Source organism: Bradyrhizobium sp. HKCCYLRH3099 (assembly GCF_051167855.1).
Taxonomy (GTDB): Bacteria; Pseudomonadota; Alphaproteobacteria; order Rhizobiales; family Xanthobacteraceae; genus Bradyrhizobium.
This window is the reverse complement of record NZ_JBNPTW010000019.1, coordinates 168866-175406: the sequence shown is the minus strand read 5'-3', so window position 1 is coordinate 175406 and position 6541 is coordinate 168866. Positions and strand designations below refer to the sequence as shown.

The window sequence follows — 6541 nt, the reverse complement described above, 5'->3', positions numbered from 1 at the left end:
TCAGGAGCCGCCTTCAGAATCGATTTTTGACCGGATCACAATGCCTTACAGCGTAATTTCACATGCGATTCCCCTGCGCTTGCGGGGGAGGGTGGGGGCCCCTCCGAGGACGGTGGGTGGGGCGACCCCCACCCCGGCCCTCCCCCGCAAGCGGGAGAGGGGGAGCAGCGCGGGTGTGGCAGCAGGTTGGCCTCCGTTCGCAATCGCCTGCTGCACGAGCTCGCCGTATCTCAAGTCCTGCTCGCTCACCTTCGAATCCATCTCCCCTCATCGCGGCAACAAATTCTCCTTTGCCAGATCGATCACCTCGTCGCCGCGGCCGCTCATGACGGCGCGGATCAGCCAGACGCTGAAGCCTTTCACCTGCTCGAGGCCGATGGTCGGCGGCATCGACAGCTCCTGCTTGGCGGTGACGACATCGAGCACGGACGGACCGTCATGCGCGAGCCAGTCGGCAACCGCGCCCGGCAGCTCGCCGGGATCCTCGACACGGCAGCCGTGGATGCCCATCGCCTGCGCCATCGCGGCGAAATTTGGGTTCTCCAGATCGGTGCCGTGCTCGACGAAGCCCGACGCCTTCATCTCCAGCGCGACGAAGCCGAGCGTGCCGTTGTTGTAGATCACGACCTTCACCGGCAGCTTCATCTGCTTCAACGTGATGAGATCGCCCATCAGCATCGCGAAGCCGCCATCGCCGGACAAGGAGATCACCTGCCGCCCCGCCTGTGCGGCCTGGATGCCGATGCCTTGCGACATCGCATTGGCCATCGAGCCGTGCACCAGCGAGCCGACCAGGCGGCGGCGGCCGTTCATGGCGATGTAGCGCGCAGCCCAGATCGTCGGTGTGCCGACGTCAAAGGTGAAGACGGCATCCTCCGCGGCACTCTCGCTGATGACCCGCGTCAGATATTGCGGATGGATCGGCCGGCGGCCGGGCGTACCGGCCGCGAGATCGTCGAGCCCTTTGCGCGCCGAGGCGTAGCGCTTGAGGTTCTCGTCGAGATGGCTGCGGTCCGACTTCGCCGTGAGCTTCGGCAGCAACGCGCAAAGCGTCTCCCCGACATCGCCGACCACGCCGACATCGAGCCGCGCGCGGCGGCCGAGCTGGCTCGGCCTGATGTCGACCTGGGCGATCTTGATGTCCGTTGGAATGAACTGCTTGTAGGGAAAATCGGTGCCGAGCATCAGCAGCGTGTCGCAGCTGTGCATGGCGTGATAGCCCGAGGAGAAGCCGATGAAGCCGGTGAGGCCGACATCGTAGGGATTGTCGTACTCGACATGCTCCTTGCCGCCGAGCGCATGCACGATCGGGCTCTTCAAGGTCTCGGCGAGCTGCATCAGCTCGGCATGCGCGCCGGCGCAGCCGCGGCCGCAGAACAAAGTGACGCGCTCGCCGCCATTGAGCAGCGCCGCCAGCGCATCGAGCTCCGGCTCGGCCGGGCGCACCACGGGCTTCGGCGGCACGAGACCAATCGCCGGCGGCAGCGCGCGCTTCGGCGCAGCCTTCAGCGCGACGTCGCCGGGAATGACGATGACGGCGACGCCGCGCTCGCCGAGTGCGGCACGGATCGCATTGTCCAGCACGAACGGCATCTGCGCGGGATCGGAGATCAGCTCGCAATAGACGCTGCATTCGCGGAACAGGTTCTGCGGATGCGTCTCCTGGAAATAGCCGCCGCCGATCTCGCTCGACGGGATGTGCGCGGCGATCGCCAGGACCGGCGTGCGGCTGCGCTGCGCATCGTAGAGACCGTTGATGAGATGCAGATTGCCTGGACCGCAGGAGCCGGCGCACACCGCGAGTTGGCCGGTGATCTGCGATTCACCTGACGCTGCGAAGGCCGCGGCCTCTTCATGGCGCACATGCACCCAGTCGATGGTCTGACGAACGCGCAGCGACTCGGTCAGCCCGTTCAGGCTGTCGCCGACGACGCCGTAGATGCGCTTGACGCCGACGATCTCGAGCGTCTCGACGATCTGGTCTGCAAGAGTGGTCATGTGCTGATGAGTCCTTTGGTCACGAGAAGGGCCGCGCGCGCGGCCGAGTCGATCCTGTCGTACATTGCATGAGCCAGGCCACCCCAATCAAAACCTCGCGGTGAGCAGGAGTTCCAGATCGTGGCATGCGACGGAGACGACGACGGGAGAATGACGGCGCCCGTGATCCGGGCCATGACAGCACATCCTCGCGGCGCATCTTGCGTCCGAGCTTTGCTGCTCAATCGCCCTCTTCGAGATCGAGGGCGCAGGGAAGGCCGGGCGCTGGCCGCGCCCGTGGCCCGCCTGCCGAAAAAGAATGCAGGCGGCAGTCACCACAGGTCTGGCCGAACACACCCGGCCCTCCCTGCGCGATGGGCTTACGAATTATACGCGCTCTCCCTGGGGACCGGGCTGTCTTGCCCCCATCACCACGCGGCGCTTTCGCGCCGGCGCGGCTTGACCTCAGCGTCGGGAGGCCAGGACCACGCGACTTCTCCGTCCGCACCGAAGCTGTTCGTCCGCCCGCGAATGCGCAGCGCAACTCCGATCCGGCCATCGCATCCCATGCTCAACGCTCGTGACGACCCGCGAAGCGCCCCTCGTTGATGAGCACGGGACGGGCGGAAATGTGCAGGTGATTTGCCCGACGACACAAGGCGAATTCATGCGACAAACTGGCACGACGGGCAGTTTGGGCATGGCGGGCATGCGGGCGCATCTGCGCGGTCTAAGCTCCGACTGAAGATTGGGCGGCCCTCATGTCTCTGATCGATAGCTTCCTCCCGACCTATCAGTTCTCCGAGCGGCACGAGACGCGCGTCCGCTGCCCGCCCGGTGAGCTGCTCGATCTCATCCAGAACTGGGAGCCGCCGCGCGACCGCTTCTCCGAGATCGCGATGACTCTGCGGCAGTTGCCGGCGCGGCTGATGCACGCGCTTGCGCCGACCCGGCATCCGGCGCCGCGGCCGTTCAGCCTGAAGAGCTTTGCGCCGCTCGGCCGCGACGGCGACCGCGCCATCGTCGGTGGGCTGATCGGGCAGTTCTGGCGCAACGATTTCGGCCTGGTGCGGATCGCGGGGCCTGACGAGTTCATCGCCTTCAATGCCCCGCGAATACCGAAGCTCGTGCTGGCGTTCATGGTCGAGCCCGACGGCGAGATGACGCGGCTCGTGACCGAGACGCGCGTGCACTGCCCGGACTGGCCTTCTTTCCTGATGTTCCTGCCGTACTGGATCGTCATCCGGCTGGCGAGCGGTCTGATCCGCCGGCGCACGCTCCGCGCGATCAAGGCGCGCGCAGAACGTAGCGCTCAGCCGACCTGACAAGCGGTCTAATGCGCGTCCAAACCGGTCCTGATTCTGGCCGGTTCGGTCCTTGCTGCGCGGCGCTCCTGCCCTATCCTGCGCGCATGACAGCAGGACATCGTCGTGCGCCCTCCCAGTCTCAGCCCGGATGCTTTGAGCGACGAGCAGAGGCCGCTCCACGGCGCGAGCGCGCGCAACGGAGCGAGGACTGACCGCAGACACTGACATGAACCCGCATGTCTCTGCGCTCATGCGGGCTACGGGTCCGCGGGGCTATGAGACTCTGTCGACTACGTTGGCATCCGAGCTCTTCGCCGCGACGGCAGTGAGCTCCTTCTCCCCGCGTGCGGGGAGAAGGTTGGGATGAGGGGGGCCTCTACGGAAACCGCGCCCGCGGAGAGTCCCCCTCACCCGCGGCCTGTCGATGCAATTGGAGCTCTCCCGCATGCGGCAGTGTCATCGCATGTGACGACCTCAGTTTTGTGCTCGTCCCTCTCCGCGACGTGATGGCCGGGCCTGTCCCGCCTGCGCGGCCGAAGCCGATTCGGCGCGGCGAAGGCCCGACCATCCACGTCGTCCGGCATGCTGAGAACGACGTGGATGCCCGGGACAAGCCCGGGCATGACGGAAAAACTAATTGCCAGGATTGATCGTCGCGAGAGTCCAGCATCTCATATGCAATGGCCCTGCCGCACGCGGGCCAAGGTGCACCGCCAGCGCCGCGCCGACGTTGATCAGAGGCGACTACAAATCGAAATTCGTCGGCAGCATCACGACGTCGCGGATGGTCATGTTGCGTGGGCGCGTCAACATGAACAGGATCACGTCGGCGACTTCCGTGGGCTCCAGCAGGCTGCCGGACTCGCGTGCTTCCTTCAGCTTCTCGGCCGGCCAGTCGGCGATCAGCGCCGTCACCACCGGGCCCGGCGAGATCGCGCCGATGCGGATGCCATGCTTGAAGACCTGGCGGCGCGTGGTCTGGACGAAACAGTCGATCGCCCATTTCGAAGAGGCATAGACCGGCTCCCACGGCGTCGGGTAGTGCGCGGCGAGCGAGCTGGTGACGATGATGTCGCCGGAGCCACGGTCGATCATATGCGGCAGCACGTCGCGCACATTCTTCATGACGACGTTGACGTTGAGGTTCAGCATGCGGTCGATCGCATCGGTCCTGGCGTCGACGAGGTCGCCGCCGAGATAGCTGCCCGCATTGGCGTGGAAGATGTCGAGCCGGCCGGCGGACTGCAGCACGCGCGGCAGCAGCGTGGCGCAATCCGTGGCGTCGAGCAGGTCGATGACGAGGGGGATCACGGCGTCGCCGTGGCGCTCGCGCAGCCGCGCCAGCGCTGCGGCGTCACGATCGATCATCACGACGCGCGCGCCCGCCGCCAGCATCGCCTCGCTGCTGGCGAGCCCAATGCCCGACGCCGCGCCGGTGACGGCAGCCACCTTGCCGTCGAGTTCTGCCGCCATCGCCGCCTCCTCACCTCTGTGATTTGCCTGCGAGTCTAGCAAACGCGGCGCGCGATGTCGGGAGCAATCGGCTGCCAGCATCGGGCATCACTGGCACGCCCCTTGCCTTGCACAACGTCAATATCGCGCAACGCCAGGGGGGTCCCGATGAGCAGCTCGCACTTCGACATCACACGCCGTCAAATCGTGCTCGGCGGCTTGGGCGCCGCCGGGCTGAGCGCATTCGGCCCGCGCTTTGCGCTAGCGCAAGGCCGCGCCGAGACGCTGCTGGTGGTGCAGGAGCTCGGACCGAACTCGCTGGACATGCAGGGCGTCGGCTCGAACCAGACCGTCAATGGGCTCGCCTGGAACTGCTACGACCGGCTGCTGAGCTATGCGGCGAAGACGTTGCCGGACGGCACGACCTCGTACGATCGCGCCACTTTGGCGCCGGAGCTCGCCGAGAGCTGGGAGGTCGCCGCCGACGGCCTATCCTGCACCTTCAAGCTGCGCAAGGACGCCACCTTTCACGACGGCACGCCGGTGACGGCGAAGGACGTCAAATGGTCGTTCGACCGCGCCGTCTCGGTCGGCGGCTTCCCGACGTTCCAGATGTCGGCCGGCTCGCTGGAGAAACCGGAGCAGTTCGTCGTCGTCGACGACCACACCTTCCGCATCGACTACATCCGCAAGGACAAGATGTTGCTGTTCAACGTCGCGGTGGTCGTGCCGTTCGTGATCAATTCGGAGCTCGCGAAGAAGAACGCGACGACCGAAGACCCATGGGCGCTGGCCTGGCTGAAGAACAACGAGGCCGGCGGCGGCGCCTACAAGGTGGAGAGCTGGAAGGCCGGCACCGAGACCATTCTCAGCCGGTTCGACAATTGGAAGTGCGGACCGCTGCCGAAGATCAAGCGGATCATTGCGCGCGACATTCCCTCGGCCGGCACGCGGCGGGCGATGCTGGAGCGCGGCGATGCCGATCTCTCCAGCGGCTTCGCCCCGCGCGATTTCGATCAGCTCATCAAGGAAGGCAAGGTCAAGGTCACGGGCGTGCCGATCCCGAACGCGCTGTGGTACGTGGCGCTGAATACGGCGAAGCCGCCGTTCGACAATGTCAAGCTACGCCAGGCGATCGCCTGGGCGATGCCCTATGAGCAGATCCAGGCAAGCGCGTTCTTCGGCCGCGCGGTGCCGATGTATGGCGGCGCTTCTGAGGCGACCAAGCCGGTGTGGCCGCAGCCCTTCCCTTACGTCACCGATCTCGACAAGGCCAAGGCGCTGATGAAGGAGGCGGGTCTGGAAGGACTCGAGACGACGCTGTCGCTGGATGCCGGCACGGCCACCGTCGGCGAGCCCACGGCGATCCTGATCCAGGAGAACCTCGCCAAGATCGGCATCAAGGCGGCCATCGACAAGATCCCGGGCGCAAACTGGCGGACGACCTTGAACAAGAAGGAGCTGCCGATGGCGCTCAACCGCTTCTCAGGCTGGCTCGATTATCCCGAATACTACTTCTATTGGAATTTCCACGGCCGCAATTCGATCTTCAACATCTCGTCCTACCAGAGCAAGGAGATGGACGCGCTGATCGACAAGGCGCGCTTCACCGAAGACGCCGCGGAGTACGAGGCGACGGTGAAGGCCTTCATCACGCTGTGCATGCGCGAGGTGCCGGTGGTGCCGCTGAACCAGCCGATCCACGACGTCGCGATGCAGAAGCCGGTGAGCGGCTATGAGTTCTGGTTCCACCGCGAGCCGGACTACCGGCAGTTCGTCAAGGGCTAGCGCTCGAGCGGCGGCGG

The 6541-nt window shown here is 65.8% G+C and carries 4 protein-coding genes; 2 read left to right on the top strand and 2 right to left on the bottom strand.

All coding sequences use genetic code 11. The features are described from left to right. Positions 1–267: 267 nt before the first annotated feature. Positions 268–1998: a ubiquinone-dependent pyruvate dehydrogenase gene (gene poxB / locus ACQR1Y_RS28830; protein WP_434878930.1), complete on the bottom strand. Its 1731-nt coding sequence runs from the start codon at positions 1996–1998 to the stop codon at positions 268–270. A gap of 740 nt (positions 1999–2738) precedes the next feature. Here poxB and ACQR1Y_RS28825 point away from each other — a divergent pair. Beyond that, positions 2739–3302, top strand: coding sequence for a hypothetical protein (locus tag ACQR1Y_RS28825; RefSeq protein WP_434878931.1), 564 nt, complete (start codon positions 2739–2741; stop codon positions 3300–3302). Between the two features lie 726 nt (positions 3303–4028). On the opposite strand, the gene ACQR1Y_RS28820 is transcribed toward ACQR1Y_RS28825, so the two are convergent. Continuing rightward, positions 4029–4757 carry an SDR family oxidoreductase gene (locus tag ACQR1Y_RS28820; RefSeq protein WP_434878932.1) on the bottom strand — a complete coding sequence of 243 codons (729 nt, stop codon included), beginning with the start codon at positions 4755–4757 and terminating at the stop codon, positions 4029–4031. 147 nt (positions 4758–4904) lie between these two features. On the opposite strand from ACQR1Y_RS28820, the gene ACQR1Y_RS28815 reads away from it, so the two are divergent. After that, complete coding sequence (locus ACQR1Y_RS28815) at positions 4905–6524, top strand: ABC transporter substrate-binding protein (RefSeq protein ID WP_434878933.1); 1620 nt, start codon at positions 4905–4907, stop codon at positions 6522–6524. The last annotated feature ends 17 nt before the right edge of the window (positions 6525–6541 follow it).